This window comes from Daeguia caeni, assembly GCF_042653845.1.
Taxonomy (GTDB): domain Bacteria; phylum Pseudomonadota; class Alphaproteobacteria; order Rhizobiales; family Rhizobiaceae; genus Brucella; species Brucella caeni.
Genome location: NZ_JBHSEL010000046.1, coordinates 1 through 16,925 on the forward strand (window position 1 = coordinate 1; position 16,925 = coordinate 16,925).

Below are 16,925 nucleotides of genomic sequence, written 5' to 3' on the forward strand. Positions count from 1 at the left end.
CATGGAAGAGAAGCTGCGCTTCGCTATCCGTGAAGGTGGCCGCACCGTCGGCGCCGGTATCGTAGCATCGATCATCGAGTAATGAATTTCCGGCGGTGCGCCGCCGGAGAGTTTTGGGCAGAAATGCCTATAGGGGTATAGCTCAGTTGGTAGAGCGACGGTCTCCAAAACCGTAGGTCGCGGGTTCGAACCCTGCTGCCCCTGCCAATCGAACGGGCATTCACATTCAGGTGTGAATGTCCGTTTTGCATTGCGCCTGTGTCTGTTATCAGGCGCATGGCTGGCCGGCTGATGGCGCGGCGCGAATATGGTTCCCGGTGATTGACCATACCTGGAAAGGGCCCGGCAGGACTGTCAGGGCTGAAAATGTGTGGGGGCCGGATTTCCGGCGGGCCTGTTTGGGAAAGTTTTAACCTATGGGCTTGTCTTTTGTGAGAATCGGCTCTATGTAGGGTCAACAGACACGCGGTGCGTGGGGCTGATAGTTCAGCTTTACGCGCCGTAAATGCGTGGGCTCCGGCATTTGATTCGATTGAATCGAGGTTTTGGGGTTGCGCCTGATCAGTGGCAGAGCGGCAGATGGCATCCAAGACGAATCCGATCACCTTTTTGCAGCAGGTTCGCGCCGAAACGGCGAAGGTGACCTGGCCGACGCGGCGTGAAACGATCATTTCCACGATCATGGTGGTTGTGATGGCTTTTCTGGCTGCGGCGTTCTTTTTCCTTGCCGATCAGCTGATGGCTTTTGGTGTGGATTTCATTCTTGGCCTTGGCCGCTAAGTCCGGAGTGGGAGTATCGACATGACGGCGCGGTGGTACATCGTTCACGCATATTCGAATTTCGAGAAAAAGGTCGCCGAGGATATCGAGGCGAAGGCTCGGCAGAAGGGCTTGGCTGACCTGATCGAGCAGATTGTTGTTCCGACGGAAAAGGTTGTGGAAGTGCGTCGTGGCCGCAAGGTCGATGCGGAGCGCAAGTTTTTTCCCGGCTATGTGCTTGTTCGGGCCCATCTTACCGATGCGGTCTTTTCTCTGATCAAGAATACGCCAAAGGTTACCGGTTTTCTGGGTGACTCCAAGCCTGTTCCGGTCTCGCAGAAGGAGGTCGATCTCATTCTGAATCAGGTTCAGGATGGTGTTGAGCGTCCGAAGACCTCGGTTTCCTTCGAGGTTGGTGAACAGGTTCGCGTTTCTGATGGGCCATTTGCCTCGTTCAACGGTATTGTTCAGGAAGTTGATGAGGAGCGCGCTCGTCTCAAGGTTGAGGTTTCGATCTTCGGGCGTGCAACGCCTGTTGATCTGGAATATGGTCAGGTTGACAAGCTCTGACCATTTGCCCGTAAGGGTTTGCGCTTGTTTGGCTGCTGATCGCAACGGTTTTGCTGATTGGTTGTCGTTTAAGCGTTTCGTGGTGGAAGGGAAAGTGGCTTAGCCGGTCACGGAGCTCGTACCACCAGACTGCCCGCCAGTATCTGGCGTCAGTTGAACAGCCGGTCCGCCGGCATTCACAGGGAGCCGGCAAGTCCGGCAATGTAGAGAAGGCAGAAAGTAATGGCTAAGAAAGTAGCAGGCCAGCTTAAGCTGCAGGTTCCAGCCGGAGCGGCCAACCCATCGCCTCCGATCGGTCCAGCCCTCGGTCAGCGCGGTATCAACATCATGGAATTCTGTAAGGCTTTCAATGCGGCCACGCAGGAAATGGAAAAGGGATCGCCGATTCCGGTTGTGATCACCTATTACCAGGACAAGTCCTTCACCTTCGTGATGAAGACTCCTCCGGTCACCTACTTCCTCAAGAAGGCGGCCAATCTGAAGTCTGGTTCGAAGGCGCCTGGCAAGACGAGTGCTGGCAAGATCAGTCGCGACAAGGTTCGCGAAATCGCTGAAGCCAAGATGAAGGATCTGAACGCAGCTGATATCGAAGCAGCAATGCGCATGGTCGAAGGTTCTGCCCGTTCGATGGGCCTGGAAGTGGTGGGCTGATACAATGGCAAAAATTTCCAAGCGCATTAGCAAGATCCGCGAAGGTCTTGACCGCAACAAGCTGTATGACCTGACGACGGCCATCAACCTCGTCAAGGAGCGCGCCAACGCCAAATTCGATGAAACCATCGAAATTGCAATGAATCTTGGTGTTGATCCGCGTCATGCCGACCAGATGGTCCGCGGCGTTGTCAATCTGCCAAACGGCACCGGTCGTACCGTCCGCGTTGCAGTTTTCGCGCGTGGCGACAAGGCTGAGGAAGCCAAGAAGGCAGGCGCTGACATCGTTGGTGCGGAAGACCTGGTTGAAATCGTCAACAGCGGCAAGATCGAATTCGATCGTTGCATTGCAACTCCGGACATGATGCCGCTCGTCGGCCGTCTCGGCAAGGTTCTTGGCCCACGTGGTCTGATGCCGAATCCGAAGGTTGGCACGGTTACCGTTGATGTTGCTGGTGCAGTTGCTGCTTCCAAGGGTGGCGCTGTCGAATTCCGTGTCGAAAAGGCTGGTATTGTCCATGCCGGTATCGGCAAGGTATCCTTTGACTCTGTCAAGCTGGAAGAAAACATCAAGGCATTTGCTGACGCTGTCATCAAGGCGAAGCCGGCAGCTGCCAAGGGTGAATACGTCAAGCGCGTATCGATTTCTTCGACCATGGGCGTTGGCGTCAAGGTTGATCCGGCAACCGTCAAGGTTGTTGCCTGATTGAAGATTTGATGCAGGCTCCGCTTGGTCGGAGCCTGTATTTCCCTGTTTTGGGGAAGGGGTGGCAGGCCCACCAGTGCAAACTGGGAAAGCTGCGCAGATTCCGGATCGTGAGATCCGGATAGCCGGACGAAAGTCCGGTTATCCTGTCCGAGATTGCAGGCGGACGACCATCCTTGGATGATCGGCCTTAAACAACAGCCTGCATGAGACGTGGAATAACCTGGTTTCGCGCGTAATGCGCATGCGAGGTTTGAACCGTAGTTGCCTTTGAACGAAGCCTCAGGGCTGCGTTGAAGGGGGCAGGATCCTCGAACGTCGGACTGGCTGAATGGCTGGTTCGGCAAAGGCAACCCGGCAGGATCGGATGATCCTGTCAACTGGAGAGAGACAGTGGATAGAGCGGAAAAACGCGAATTTGTCGCGTGGCTGAACGGCGCTTTCAAAGAGTCCGGTTCGGTCGTCGTGGCCCACTATACCGGTCTCACCGTTGCGCAGATGAGCGAACTTCGCGCGAAGATGCGTGAAGCAGGTGGGTCCGTTAAAGTCGCGAAAAACCGCCTTGCCAAAATCGCTCTTCAGGGCACGGAATCGGAAGGCATTGCTGGCCTGTTTACGGGTCAGACGGTGGTCATCTATGCAAATGACCCGGTTGTCGCTCCGAAAGTAGCCGTCGATTTCGCCAAGTCTAACGATAAGCTCGTTATTCTCGGCGGTGCAATGGGCGCAACCGTACTGAACGCCGAAGGCGTGAAGTCGCTGGCATCGCTCCCGTCGCTCGACGAACTGCGCGCAAAGCTGGTTGGTATGATCCAGACCCCGGCCCAGCGTCTTGCAGTGCTTACCAGCGCTCCGGCGGGTCAGATCGCCCGCGTTATCGGCGCGTATGCCCGGAAGAACGAGGCGGCTTAAGGCCGTTTCTCGCTGTCATCAGTTCAAACCTTAAACATAGGAATTACAAAAATGGCTGATCTTGCAAAGATCGTAGAAGACCTGTCGGCCCTGACCGTTCTGGAAGCGGCTGAACTTTCGAAGCTTCTGGAAGAAAAGTGGGGCGTTTCGGCTGCTGCTCCTGTAGCAGTTGCTGCTGCTGCTGGCGGCGCTGCTGCTCCGGCTGCTGAAGAAAAGACCGAATTCGACGTTATCCTCGTCGACGGTGGCGCAAACAAGATCAACGTGATCAAGGAAGTTCGCGGCATCACCGGTCTCGGCCTGAAGGAAGCCAAGGACCTCGTCGAAGGCGCTCCGAAGCCGCTCAAGGAAGGCGTTGCCAAGGACGAAGCCGAAAAGCTCAAGGCTCAGCTCGAAGCTGCTGGCGCTAAGGTCGAACTCAAGTAAGTTCGGTAAAAATTCTGGCGGATGGTTTCCATCCGCCAGTATCTTCCGTAAAAGGAAGATTGACTGACTGGAACCCTTTTCCTGATGGCCCGGAACGGCTTTCAGGAAACGGGTTTTAGCCCGTTAGAAAGACCGCCGCAGGGCGGCACATATTAAGGCCGTAAGGCGTGAGCAAGCCGCAAGGCAAAGAACGAGGAGCGACGATGGCTCAGACCCATTCATTCAATGGTCGCAAGCGCGTACGCAAATTTTTCGGCAAGATCCCCGAGGTCGCCGAGATGCCGAACCTTATCGAGGTTCAGAAGGCATCTTACGACCAATTTCTCATGGTTGAAGAACCAGCCGGTGGGCGTCCTGACGAGGGTTTGCAGGCGGTTTTCAAGTCTGTTTTCCCGATTCAGGACTTCTCCGGTGCAGCCATGCTCGAATTCGTACGCTACGAATTCGATCCACCGAAGTTCGATGTTGATGAATGCCGTCAGCGCGATCTCACCTATTCAGCACCGCTGAAGGTAACGCTGCGCCTTATCGTGTTCGATATTGACGAGGATACCGGCGCAAAGTCGATCAAGGACATCAAGGAGCAGGATGTCTACATGGGCGATATGCCGCTCATGACCGACAACGGCACCTTCATCGTCAATGGTACGGAACGCGTTATCGTTTCGCAGATGCACCGTTCGCCAGGTGTGTTCTTCGATCACGACAAGGGCAAGACCCATTCATCGGGCAAGCTTCTGTTTGCAGCGCGCGTCATTCCTTATCGTGGTTCGTGGCTCGACATCGAATTCGACGCAAAAGACATCGTCTATGCCCGTATCGATCGTCGCCGCAAGCTGCCGGTCACGACGCTTCTGATGGCGCTTGGCATGGATGGTGAGGATATTCTTTCCACCTTCTATCGCACCGTCAGCTACAGGAAGGATGGCGACAACTGGCGCATTCCTTATTCCGTCGAACGCTTCAAGGGCATGAAGATCGTATCCGATCTGATCGACGCGGATACAGGTGAAGTTGTCATGGAAGCCGGCAAGAAGCTGACGGCCCGTGCCGCCAAGCAGCTTGCCGAAAAGGGCCTGAAGGCGATCAAGGCAACCGAAGACGATCTGTTCGGCTCCTACCTTGCGGAAGATATCGTCAACTACTCCACTGGTGAGATCTATCTCGAAGCCGGTGACGAGATTGACGAAAAGGTTCTCAAGACGCTGCTGGATATTGGTGTCGAGGAAATCAATGTTCTTGACATCGACCATGTCAATATCGGCGCCTATATCCGCAACACGCTGGCCATCGACAAGAACGAAAGCCGTCAGGACGCGCTGTTTGACATCTACCGTGTCATGCGACCGGGTGAACCGCCGACGATGGATTCGGCAGAAGCGATGTTCCATTCGCTGTTCTTCGATCCGGAACGCTATGACCTGTCGGCTGTCGGTCGCGTGAAGATGAATATGCGTCTCGACCTCGACGCAGACGACACGGTTCGCGTCCTGCGCAAGGAAGACATCCTTGCCGTGGTCAAGATGCTGGTTGAACTGCGCGACGGTCGCGGCGAGATCGACGACATCGACAATCTCGGCAACCGCCGTGTACGCTCGGTCGGCGAACTGATGGAAAATCAGTACCGCATTGGTCTTCTGCGCATGGAACGTGCGATCAAGGAACGTATGTCCTCGATCGAAATCGACACGGTCATGCCGCAGGATCTGATCAATGCCAAGCCTGCTGCTGCGGCTGTTCGTGAATTCTTCGGCTCTTCGCAGTTGTCGCAGTTCATGGACCAGACCAATCCGCTGTCGGAAATCACCCACAAGCGCCGTCTTTCGGCCCTTGGCCCGGGCGGTCTGACGCGTGAACGCGCAGGCTTCGAAGTGCGCGACGTTCATCCGACGCATTATGGCCGTATCTGCCCGATCGAAACGCCGGAAGGCCCGAACATCGGTCTGATCAACTCGCTGGCTACCTTTGCCCGCGTCAACAAGTACGGTTTCATTGAAAGCCCATACCGCAAGATCATTGACGGTAAGGTGACAAACGAAGTCGTCTATCTGTCGGCAATGGAAGAAGCCAAGCACACGATTGCACAGGCCAATGTCGAGCTGGATGAGGAAGGTCGCTTTGTCGACGAATTCGTCATCAGCCGTCATGCTGGCGAAGTGATGCTTGCTCCGCGCGAAAACGTCGACCTCATGGACGTTTCACCGAAGCAGATCGTGTCGGTTGCTGCGGCTCTCATTCCGTTCCTCGAAAACGACGACGCCAACCGCGCGCTCATGGGCTCGAACATGCAGCGTCAGGCTGTTCCGCTCATCCGTGCGGAAGCTCCGTTTGTCGGAACGGGTATGGAACCGATCGTTGCCCGTGACTCCGGTGCTGCGATTGCGGCCCGCCGTGCAGGTATTGTCGATCAGGTGGATGCGACCCGTATCGTTATTCGTGCGACCGAAGAACTTGATCCTTCGAAGTCGGGCGTTGACATCTATCGCCTGCAGAAGTTCCAGCGCTCGAACCAGTCGACCTGTATCAATCAGCGTCCGCTTGTTCGCGTCGGTGATCGCGTAAACAAGGGTGACATCATCGCTGACGGTCCTTCGACCGATCTGGGTGATCTGGCTCTTGGCCGTAACGTGCTCGTCGCGTTCATGCCATGGAACGGCTACAACTACGAAGACTCGATCCTGCTCTCGGAACGCATTGTCGCTGACGACGTCTTCACCTCGATCCATATCGAGGAATTCGAAGTCGCTGCCCGCGATACGAAGCTTGGACCGGAAGAAATCACCCGCGATATTCCGAACGTCTCGGAAGAAGCGCTGAAGAACCTCGACGAAGCCGGTATCGTCTATATCGGTGCTGAGGTTCATCCGGGTGACATTCTCGTTGGCAAGATCACGCCGAAGGGCGAAAGCCCGATGACGCCGGAAGAAAAGCTACTGCGCGCCATCTTCGGTGAGAAGGCTTCCGACGTGCGCGACACCTCGATGCGCATGCCTCCGGGAACCTATGGTACGGTTGTGGAAGTTCGCGTTTTCAACCGCCACGGCGTTGAAAAGGACGAACGCGCAATGGCCATCGAGCGCGAGGAAATCGAGCGTCTCGCCAAGGACCGTGACGACGAACAGGCAATCCTGGATCGCAACGTCTATGGCCGTCTTGCAGACATGCTGGAAGGCAAGGTTGCTGTCAGCGGTCCGAAGGGCTTCAAGAAGGGTACGGTTGTTACCCGTGAAGCCATGGCGGATTATCCGCGTTCGCAGTGGTGGCAGTTTGCCGTTGAAGACGAAAAGCTTCAGGGTGAACTCGAAGCCCTGCGCGCCCAGTACGACGAATCCAAGAAGCTGCTTGAAGCCCGCTTCATGGACAAGGTCGAAAAGGTACAGCGCGGTGACGAGATGCCTCCGGGCGTCATGAAGATGGTCAAGGTCTTTGTTGCCGTAAAGCGCAAGATCCAGCCAGGCGACAAGATGGCTGGGCGTCATGGTAACAAGGGTGTTGTCTCGCGCATTCTGCCGGTCGAGGACATGCCGTTCCTTGAAGACGGAACGCATGCCGACATCGTGCTCAATCCGCTGGGTGTGCCGAGCCGCATGAATGTGGGCCAGATTCTGGAAACCCACCTTGGCTGGGCTTGTGCCGGCATGGGCAAGAAGATTGGCGAGCTGCTGGAAGCCTACAGGAAGACCCAGGACATCAAGCCGCTGCGTGACGTGCTGGAGCACATCTATCCAGACAATGACCGCAACGAGCCGGTGCGTCAGTATGACGATGAATCGATCCTCATGCTGGCAAATCAGGTCAAGCGTGGTGTATCGGTCGCAACGCCGGTCTTTGACGGTGCGCATGAAGCCGACATCAATGCGATGCTCGCCGATGCGGGTCTGTCGACTTCCGGTCAGTCGATCCTGTATGATGGCCGTACGGGTGAACCGTTCGACCGTCCGGTGACCATTGGCTACATCTATATGCTGAAGCTGCATCACCTGGTCGACGACAAGATCCATGCCCGTTCGATTGGTCCATACTCGCTTGTGACCCAGCAGCCTCTTGGCGGTAAGGCACAGTTTGGTGGCCAGCGCTTCGGTGAAATGGAAGTCTGGGCACTGGAAGCCTATGGTGCGGCTTACACGCTGCAGGAAATGCTGACCGTCAAGTCGGACGACGTGGCTGGCCGTACCAAGGTCTACGAAGCGATCGTTCGTGGCGACGACACGTTCGAAGCTGGCATTCCGGAGAGCTTCAACGTCCTCGTCAAGGAAATGCGTTCGCTTGGCCTCAATGTCGAGCTCGACGATACGCGTACGCTCGGCCATCCGGCGCTGCCAGACGCCGCAGAGTAACAACAAGGCGCGCCATGCAATTGCCATGGCGCGCCCTTAAGCTTACCGGAATGGGCGGCGTCCTGCCGATTTCGTCCGGGTATTGCCAAAGCATAGCTTAAAGCGCAGCCTGCTGCGTAATACCGCGAATTCTTTTCAGGATGGCTGAGGCTTACAGCCCGTCATCGACGACACAGGGCGATGATCGCCCTTAAGGAGAACGGCATGAACCAAGAGGTCATGAATCTTTTCAATCCTCAGGCTCCGGCGCAAACGTTCGATTCCATCAGAATCTCGATCGCCAGCCCTGAGAAGATTCTGTCCTGGTCATACGGCGAGATCAAGAAGCCGGAGACGATCAACTACCGTACGTTCAAGCCAGAACGCGATGGTCTCTTCTGCGCGCGCATCTTTGGCCCGATCAAGGACTATGAATGCTTGTGCGGCAAGTACAAGCGCATGAAGTACAAGGGCATTATCTGCGAAAAGTGCGGCGTTGAAGTCACGCTGTCGCGCGTGCGTCGTGAACGCATGGGCCATATCGAGCTGGCTGCCCCTGTTGCGCATATCTGGTTCCTGAAGTCGCTGCCAAGCCGCATCGGCACGCTTCTGGACATGACGCTCAAGGATATTGAGCGCGTTCTGTATTTCGAAAACTACATCGTTACCGAACCGGGCCTGACTTCGCTGAAGGAGCATCAGCTTCTTTCGGAAGAAGAATACATGATGGCCGTTGATGAATTCGGTGAAGATGCTTTCACCGCTCTCATCGGCGCAGAAGCCATCTATGAACTGCTGGCTTCGATGGATCTGGAAAAGATCGCAGGCGATCTGCGTTCCGAGCTTGCTGAGACCACTTCGGATCTCAAGCAGAAGAAGCTGATGAAGCGCCTGAAGATCGTTGAGAACTTCATTGAATCGGGCAACCGTCCGGAATGGATGATCATGAAGATCATCCCGGTCATTCCGCCGGATCTGCGTCCGCTTGTACCACTCGATGGCGGTCGTTTCGCAACCTCCGACCTGAACGATCTCTATCGTCGCGTCATCAACCGTAACAACCGTCTGAAGCGGCTGATCGAACTGCGCGCACCGGGCATCATCATCCGCAACGAAAAGCGCATGTTGCAGGAAGCTGTCGATGCGCTGTTCGACAACGGCCGTCGTGGCCGCGTCATCACGGGTGCCAACAAGCGTCCGCTGAAGTCGCTGTCGGACATGCTCAAGGGCAAGCAAGGCCGCTTCCGTCAGAACCTGCTCGGTAAACGTGTCGACTATTCCGGCCGTTCGGTTATCGTGACCGGCCCCGAGCTGAAGCTGCACCAGTGCGGCCTGCCGAAGAAGATGGCGCTCGAACTGTTCAAGCCGTTCATCTATGCCCGCCTCGACGCGAAGGGTTACTCCTCGACCGTCAAGCAGGCAAAGAAGCTGGTTGAAAAGGAACGTCCGGAAGTCTGGGATATTCTTGACGAGGTCATCCGCGAGCATCCGGTTCTGCTGAACCGCGCACCGACGCTGCACCGTCTGGGTATCCAGGCTTTCGAACCTGTGCTGATTGAAGGCAAGGCGATCCAGCTCCATCCGCTTGTCTGTACGGCGTTCAACGCCGACTTCGACGGTGACCAGATGGCTGTTCACGTGCCGCTGTCGCTTGAAGCCCAGCTTGAAGCCCGCGTGCTGATGATGTCGACCAACAACATCCTGCACCCGGCAAACGGCGCGCCGATCATCGTTCCGTCGCAGGACATGGTTCTCGGTCTCTACTATCTGTCGATCGTGGCGGAAAAGGAACCGGGCGAGGGCATGATCTTCGCCGATATGGGCGAATTGCAGCATGCGCTTGAAAACAAGGTCGTGACGCTGCACACCAAGATCAAGGGCCGCTTCAAGACCGTTGATGCGGAAGGCAAGCCGGTGTCGAAGATTTACGACACCACGCCGGGCCGCATGATCATCGGTGAGCTTCTGCCGCGTCATCCGAATGTTTCCTTCGACATCTGCAATCAGGAGATGACGAAGAAGAACATTTCCAAGATGATCGACCATGTGTACCGTCATTGCGGTCAGAAAGAGACGGTTATCTTCTGTGACCGGATCATGCAGCTTGGCTTTGCCCATGCATGTAAGGCTGGCATCTCGTTCGGCAAGGACGACATGGTCATTCCGGAAGCCAAGGCCAAGATCGTTGCTGAGACCGAAGCGCTCACGACCGAGTATGAACAGCAGTACAATGACGGTCTGATCACGCAGGGCGAAAAGTACAACAAGGTTGTTGACGCCTGGGGTAAGGCAACCGACAGGATCACTGAAGAAATGATGGCGCGCCTGAAGGCCGTCGAATTCGATCCGGTCACCGGCCGTCAGAAGCAGATGAACTCGGTTTACATGATGTCGCATTCGGGTGCCCGTGGTTCGGTCAACCAGATGCGTCAGCTTGGCGGCATGCGCGGCCTGATGGCCAAGCCGTCGGGTGAAATCATCGAAACCCCGATCATTTCGAACTTCAAGGAAGGCCTCACCGTTAACGAGTACTTCAACTCGACCCACGGCGCCCGTAAGGGTCTGGCCGACACCGCTCTGAAGACGGCTAACTCCGGTTACCTGACCCGTCGTCTGGTGGACGTTGCACAGGATGCGATCATTTCGGAAGTCGATTGCGGCGCCGAAGTTGGTCTTACCATGCAGCCGATCGTTGATGCCGGTCAGATCGTGGCTTCAATCGGTCAGCGCGTTCTCGGCCGTACGGCACTTGATCCGATCCTGCATCCGGTTACCGGCGAGGTCATCGTCGAAGCTGGTCGCATGATCGAGGAAAAGGATGTCGAGATCATCGAAAAGGCCGGTATCCAGTCGATCCGCATCCGTTCGGCCCTGACCTGCGAAACCCGCAACGGCGTCTGCGCCAAGTGCTATGGTCGTGACCTTGCACGTGGTACCCCGGTCAATATCGGCGAAGCCGTCGGTGTCATCGCGGCCCAGTCGATCGGTGAACCGGGTACGCAGCTCACCATGCGTACGTTCCACCTTGGTGGTACGGCACAGGTTGTCGACTCGTCCTATCTCGAAGCGTCCTATGAAGGTACGGTCAAGCTGCGCAACCGCAATGTGGTTCGCAACTCTGATGGCAACCTGGTTGTCATGGGCCGTAACATGGCTGTCCTCATCATCGATGCAAACGGCAAGGAACGCGCCGTCCATCGCGTCACCTATGGTTCGCGTCTGTTCGTTGACGAGGGTGATACGGTCAAGCGCGGTCAGCGTATTGCGGAATGGGACCCATATACCCGTCCGATCATGACCGAAGTCGAAGGCTATGTCGAATTCGAAGACCTGATCGATGGTCTTTCGGTTTCGGAAACGGCCGACGAATCGACGGGTATCACCAAGCGCGTCGTCATCGACTGGCGTTCGACCCCACGCGGTTCGGATCTGAAGCCGGCCATCGTCATCAAGGACAAGAATGGCAAGGTTGCCAAGCTGTCCAAGGGCGGTGATGCACGCATCCTGCTCTCGGTTGAAGCAATTCTTTCCGTTGAGCCAGGTGCACATGTCAAGGCTGGTGACGTTATCGCCCGTCTGCCGATGGAAAGCGCCAAGACCAAGGACATTACCGGTGGTCTGCCGCGCGTTGCCGAACTGTTCGAAGCACGTCGTCCGAAGGATCACGCCATCATCGCGGAAATCGATGGTACCGTTCGCTTTGGCCGCGACTACAAGAACAAGCGTCGCATCATCATCGAGCCGAATGACGATTCACTTGAACCGGTCGAATATCTCATTCCGAAGGGCAAGCCGTTCCATCTCCAGGACGGTGACGTCATTGAAAAGGGTGAGTACATCCTCGACGGTAACCCGGCACCACATGACATTCTGGCAATCAAGGGCGTCGAAGCCTTGGCTTCGTATCTCGTCAATGAAATCCAGGAAGTCTATCGACTGCAGGGCGTTGTGATTAACGACAAGCACATTGAAGTGATTGTCCGTCAGATGCTGCAGAAGGTTGAAATCACCGAATCCGGTGATACCGGCTACATTCCGGGCGACCATGTCGACCGTATCGAGCTGGAAGAGATCAACGAACGTCTTATCGAGGAAGGCAAGAAGCCGGGCGTCGGCAAGCCTGTCCTTCTCGGTATCACCAAGGCTTCGTTGCAGACACCGTCTTTCATCTCGGCTGCATCGTTCCAGGAAACGACCCGCGTTCTTACCGAAGCGGCCGTTGCCGGCAAGATCGATACGCTGCAGGGTCTCAAGGAAAACGTCATCGTTGGCCGCCTGATCCCGGCTGGTACCGGTGGCATGACCAACCAGATCCGCCGCATCGCATCCGCTCGCGATGAGTTGATCCTCGAAGAACGTCGCAAGGCTGCCGGCTCTGCCGACGCCAACAAGATGCTGGTCGACATGACCAACAACGTCGCCGAATAATCGGCAGCATCCAACAGATAAAGGTCGCCTTTCGGGGCGGCCTTTTGTTTTGCGCAAGATTTCAGCTTGATGGGCAAGGGGCAGGCAAGTGATGATGAAGCCTGTTCAGCACATCAAAGTCCTGGCCTGCAAGCTGGCTTCGCCTGAATTCAATATTGAAACCGGATCGAAAAACACCGGATGCCCGGTCGCTCACTCTTCGTCGGTATCGAACTCGATCAGTGCAACTTCACCTTTCAGTGCCGTCTGCCATGCACTCTTGTGCGGCTCGTCTTCCGGTTCCTCAGACAGTGTGCCGATTTCCAGAAGTTCGGCTTCATCGAAACCTTCATCGGCCAGAATGGCGAGAACGGTCTGAACCAGGTCTTCGTCTTCCGATGCCTTCAGCAGGACGTGAACTTCAACAGGGGAGTCATCGCCTTCATTCCAGACATCGGCAATGATGAGGTGGACGGTTGGCGAATCGTCGTTGGCAGATTCGGGCGTGGAAGACATGGAGGATTCCTTAATTTTGGGTTGCACTCTGAGTCGGATGTTGTTCAATAGCCGCTATCTGCCGTGAGCACCATCACTGGCATGCAGTATACGTCTTTTTGCTGCGAAATAATCGAAAATTGTCGACGGGTGAGGCGAAAGAACCTGTCTTTGCCTGTCACAATGGCCGGAATCTCGCTGTTTGGTTAAGAAACTTTGGGCTTTGGACTTGACGAAACGCCCGCAAACACGTATCAGCAGCGCATCTGAGCCGATGTGAGACAGGCATTTTCGGGGTGACGCGCCCTGAAGTTCATCTCAAACAGGGTTCGTTTTACGATCGAAATGCAACTTGCCGTTCGCATGAAGCGTCAGCTTCCTCTGCTTTTGTTCGGGGTGGCCACCGGTTGACGAGGGCTTACTCCGAATTTGCGCATGAGCATAACGGTGAAACGGCCCTTAAGGGGCGTGGATACGAGTTTATTTTAAGAGGAAGGTTGTATGCCAACCGTAAATCAGCTGATCCGCAAGCCGCGCACTGCGTCGGTGAAGCGTAACAAGGTCCCTGCATTGCAGGCAAATCCACAGAAGCGTGGCGTTTGCACGCGTGTTTATACGACGACCCCAAAGAAGCCAAACTCGGCTCTGCGTAAGGTTGCCAAGGTTCGCCTGACCAATGGCTTTGAGGTTATTGGTTATATTCCGGGTGAGGGTCACAACCTGCAGGAGCATTCCGTCGTCATGATCCGCGGTGGTCGTGTCAAGGATTTGCCGGGTGTTCGTTATCACATCATCCGTGGCGTTCTCGATACGCAGGGTGTCAAGAACCGCAAACAGCGCCGCTCGAAGTACGGTGCAAAGCGTCCGAAGTAAGATTTTCCGGGGATACCGGCCGCCGAAAGGCGAGTTGAGCCCGATGTAATTGAAAGAAGAGACGATATGTCCAGACGCCATAAGGCTGAGAAGCGTGAGATCAATCCGGATCCGAAGTTCGGCGATCTCGTTATCACGAAGTTCATGAATGCAGTCATGCTGCATGGTAAGAAGTCGGTTGCAGAACGCATCGTTTACGGTGCGCTCGATGTGATCGAAGCCAAGGCGAAGACTGAGCCGGTGGCCCTGTTTCATCAGGCTCTGGAGAATGTCGCTCCGCATGTTGAAGTCCGTTCGCGCCGCGTTGGTGGTGCAACCTATCAGGTTCCGGTCGATGTGCGTCCTGAGCGCCGCCAGGCACTTGCTATTCGCTGGCTGATCAATGCGGCTCGTAACCGCAACGAAACGACGATGATCGATCGTCTTTCGGGTGAACTGCTTGATGCAGCTAACAACCGTGGTGCAGCTGTCAAGAAGCGTGAAGACACGCATCGTATGGCAGAAGCAAACCGCGCCTTCTCGCATTACCGCTGGTAATCGTCGAAACCTATTCAAAGAGCGACTATCATGGCCCGCGAATATAAAATCGAAGACTACCGCAATTTCGGTATCATGGCTCACATCGACGCCGGCAAGACGACGATGACCGAGCGTATTTTGTTCTACACCGGCAAGAACCATAAGGTCGGCGAAACCCACGATGGTGCGTCGACGATGGACTGGATGGCGCAGGAACAGGAACGCGGTATCACGATCACTTCCGCTGCCACGACGACGTTCTGGCAGGGCCGTGATGGTAGAAAGCGTCGTTTCAACATCATCGACACGCCAGGTCACGTTGACTTCACGATTGAAGTTGAGCGCAGCCTGCGTGTTCTCGATGGTGCTGTTGCCCTGCTGGACGCGAATGCTGGTGTTGAGCCTCAGACGGAAACCGTCTGGCGTCAGGCGGAAAAGTACCGTGTTCCGCGCATGGTGTTCGTCAACAAGATGGACAAGATCGGTGCTGACTTCTACCGTTCGGTTGAAATGATCGGCACGCGTCTTGGTGCAGTTGCCCTGCCGATCCAGCTGCCAATCGGTGCAGAAAACGACTTCGTTGGTGTTGTCGACCTGATCGAAATGAAGGCTCTGACCTGGGATGGTTCGATCGGTGCGCCGGCAGTTGTTGGTGAAATTCCGGCCGACATGGCTGACAAGGCTGCCGAATATCGTGAAAGGCTGGTCGAGCTTGCTGTCGAAATCGACGAAGCTGCGATGGAAGCCTATCTGGAAGGCAAGGAGCCGACCAATGACGAGCTTCGCGCACTGATCCGCAAGGGCACGATTGAAGTCAAGTTCCATCCGGTTCTCTGCGGTTCGGCCTTCAAGAACCGTGGTGTTCAGCCTCTGCTCGATGCTGTTGTGGAATTCCTGCCGTCGCCGGTAGACATTCCTGCAATCAAGGGCATCGACGTCAAGACCGAAACCGAAACCACCCGTAAGGCTTCGGATGATGAGCCGCTTTCAATGCTGGCGTTCAAGATCATGAACGACCCGTTTGTCGGTTCGCTGACTTTTGCACGTATCTATTCGGGCAAGCTCACCAAGGGTGTCTCGCTTGAAAATACGGTCAAGGGCAAGCGTGAGCGTATCGGTCGCATGCTGCAGATGCACTCCAACAGCCGTGAAGACATTGAAGAAGCCTTTGCAGGCGACATCGTTGCCTTGGCTGGTCTGAAGGAAACCACCACGGGTGACACGCTCTGCGATCCGCTGAAGCCGGTTATTCTGGAACGTATGGAATTCCCGGAACCGGTTATCGAAATCGCCATCGAGCCGAAGACCAAGGCTGACCAGGAAAAGATGGGCATCGCGCTCAATCGCCTTGCAGCCGAAGATCCTTCCTTCCGCGTCAAGTCGGACGAAGAATCGGGTCAGACGATCATTGCCGGTATGGGTGAACTTCACCTCGACATCATCGTTGACCGTATGCGTCGTGAATTCAAGGTTGAAGCAAATGTCGGTGCGCCGCAGGTTGCTTACCGTGAAACCATCACCCGCGTCGCAGAAGTCGACTACACCCACAAGAAGCAGTCGGGTGGTTCGGGTCAGTTCGCTCGCGTCAAGATCATCTTCGAGCCGCATGAAGGTGATGATTTCATCTTCGAATCGAAGATCGTCGGTGGTGCTGTTCCGAAGGAATACATTCCGGGCGTTCAGAAGGGTATCGAAAGCGTCATGGGCGCAGGCCCGCTGGCTGGCTTCCCGATGCTCGGCGTGAAGGCCACCCTGGTTGACGGTGCATACCATGACGTTGACTCGTCGGTTCTCGCCTTCGAAATCGCAGCCCGCGCTGCGTTCCGCGAAGGTGCGCAGAAGGCTGGCGCTCAGCTCCTCGAACCAATCATGAAGGTCGAGGTTGTGACGCCGGAAGATTACGTTGGTGACGTTATTGGCGATCTGAATTCGCGTCGCGGTCAGATTTCCGGTACCGAATCCCGCGGCATTGCTACTGTCGTCAATGCAATGGTTCCATTGGCCAATATGTTTGGTTACGTGAACTCGCTGCGTTCGATGTCTCAGGGCCGTGCACAGTACACGATGCAGTTCGACCATTATGAGCCGGTTCCGACGGCGGTCGCACAGGAAATCCAGAAGAAGTTTGCGTAACCGTGCAGGTTACGCTCCCAATCAAAAGAATGCCTGAGCAGGCTAAATTTACGGAGAGCTCAAATGGCAAAGAGTAAGTTTGAACGTACCAAACCCCACGTCAACATTGGCACGATTGGCCACGTTGACCATGGCAAGACCTCGCTGACCGCAGCGAT

The 16,925-nt window shown here is 55.7% G+C and carries 14 protein-coding genes and 1 tRNA gene; 14 read left to right on the top strand and 1 reads right to left on the bottom strand.

All coding sequences use genetic code 11. From position 1 onward, the window contains the following. From ACFO1V_RS06095 to rpoC, 10 genes are all read left to right on the top strand, one after another. The coding region (locus ACFO1V_RS06095) for an EF-Tu C-terminal domain-related protein (protein ID WP_078340839.1) at positions 1–82 on the top strand (82 nt) is incomplete at its 5' end. Between the two features lie 49 nt (positions 83–131). Continuing rightward, positions 132–207, top strand: a tRNA-Trp gene (locus ACFO1V_RS06100). 372 nt (positions 208–579) lie between these two features. After that, a complete protein-coding gene (secE, locus tag ACFO1V_RS06105; RefSeq protein WP_374830450.1) occupies positions 580–780 on the top strand; it encodes a preprotein translocase subunit SecE in 201 nt (66 codons plus the stop codon). A gap of 21 nt (positions 781–801) precedes the next feature. After that, positions 802–1,329 (top strand): transcription termination/antitermination protein NusG, encoded by a 528-nt coding sequence (gene nusG, locus ACFO1V_RS06110; protein ID WP_374830448.1) that lies wholly within the window; start codon positions 802–804, stop codon positions 1,327–1,329. A 222-nt stretch (positions 1,330–1,551) separates the two neighbouring features. Beyond that, positions 1,552–1,980, top strand: a complete 429-nt coding sequence (rplK, locus tag ACFO1V_RS06115) for a 50S ribosomal protein L11 (RefSeq protein WP_374830446.1) — start codon at positions 1,552–1,554, stop codon at positions 1,978–1,980. Between the two features lie 4 nt (positions 1,981–1,984). After that, positions 1,985–2,686, top strand: a complete 702-nt coding sequence (gene rplA, locus ACFO1V_RS06120) for a 50S ribosomal protein L1 (protein ID WP_374830444.1) — start codon at positions 1,985–1,987, stop codon at positions 2,684–2,686. A gap of 393 nt (positions 2,687–3,079) precedes the next feature. After that, positions 3,080–3,598, top strand: coding sequence for a 50S ribosomal protein L10 (gene rplJ / locus ACFO1V_RS06125; RefSeq protein ID WP_374830442.1), 519 nt, complete (start codon positions 3,080–3,082; stop codon positions 3,596–3,598). Between the two features lie 51 nt (positions 3,599–3,649). Beyond that, a complete protein-coding gene (rplL, locus tag ACFO1V_RS06130; RefSeq protein WP_374830440.1) occupies positions 3,650–4,024 on the top strand; it encodes a 50S ribosomal protein L7/L12 in 375 nt (124 codons plus the stop codon). 203 nt (positions 4,025–4,227) lie between these two features. Next, on the top strand, positions 4,228–8,361 hold the full coding sequence (gene rpoB / locus ACFO1V_RS06135) for a DNA-directed RNA polymerase subunit beta (protein ID WP_374830438.1): 4,134 nt from the start codon (positions 4,228–4,230) through the stop codon (positions 8,359–8,361). Positions 8,362–8,565: 204 nt separating this feature from the next. Further along, positions 8,566–12,768, top strand: a complete 4,203-nt coding sequence (gene rpoC, locus ACFO1V_RS06140) for a DNA-directed RNA polymerase subunit beta' (RefSeq protein ID WP_374830436.1) — start codon at positions 8,566–8,568, stop codon at positions 12,766–12,768. Positions 12,769–12,960: 192 nt separating this feature from the next. On the opposite strand, the gene ACFO1V_RS06145 is transcribed toward rpoC, so the two are convergent. Beyond that, positions 12,961–13,263, bottom strand: a complete 303-nt coding sequence (locus ACFO1V_RS06145; protein ID WP_374830434.1) for a hypothetical protein — start codon at positions 13,261–13,263, stop codon at positions 12,961–12,963. A 480-nt stretch (positions 13,264–13,743) separates the two neighbouring features. Here ACFO1V_RS06145 and rpsL point away from each other — a divergent pair, with 480 nt between their 5' ends. The 4 genes from rpsL to ACFO1V_RS06165 all read left to right on the top strand — a co-directional run. Next, positions 13,744–14,115 (top strand): 30S ribosomal protein S12, encoded by a 372-nt coding sequence (gene rpsL / locus ACFO1V_RS06150; protein WP_374830432.1) that lies wholly within the window; start codon positions 13,744–13,746, stop codon positions 14,113–14,115. Between the two features lie 66 nt (positions 14,116–14,181). Continuing rightward, on the top strand, positions 14,182–14,652 hold the full coding sequence (gene rpsG, locus ACFO1V_RS06155) for a 30S ribosomal protein S7 (RefSeq protein ID WP_374830430.1): 471 nt from the start codon (positions 14,182–14,184) through the stop codon (positions 14,650–14,652). Positions 14,653–14,682: 30 nt separating this feature from the next. Further along, positions 14,683–16,767, top strand: a complete 2,085-nt coding sequence (gene fusA / locus ACFO1V_RS06160) for an elongation factor G (RefSeq protein WP_374830428.1) — start codon at positions 14,683–14,685, stop codon at positions 16,765–16,767. A 63-nt stretch (positions 16,768–16,830) separates the two neighbouring features. Beyond that, positions 16,831–16,925, top strand: a 95-nt coding sequence (locus ACFO1V_RS06165) for a GTP-binding protein (protein WP_002972655.1), incomplete at its 3' end; no start/stop codon positions are given.